The 266-nt window shown below is 45.1% G+C and carries 1 protein-coding gene; it reads left to right on the top strand.

Going from position 1 to position 266, the window contains the following annotated elements; genetic code table 11:
- The coding region (locus A3757_RS04815; protein WP_156506182.1) for an FHA domain-containing protein at window positions 1–266 on the top strand (266 nt) is incomplete at both ends.

Below are 266 nucleotides of genomic sequence, written 5' to 3'. Positions count from 1 at the left end.
CGACAAACTACTCTGCGGGTTGGTCTATCTACTCTAGCGCAAGCTGGCTAGACCAAAGCCGTTTTGTCATCAATAAACGCGTCGTTATTGGTCGAGACCCAAGCTGCGACATAACGCTACCTCTGGAACACCTTTCCAGAAAGCACGTAGCATTAGAAGTTAAAAGTGGCCAGCTATACATGGAAGATCTCGACTCCTCCAACGGCACCTTTTTAAATGGTAGACAAGTAAAACAATCAGCTGTTAAAAATGGCGACAAAATCAAG

This window comes from Oleiphilus sp. HI0117 (assembly GCF_001635235.1).
This window is presented reverse-complemented; position numbering and strand designations above follow the sequence as displayed.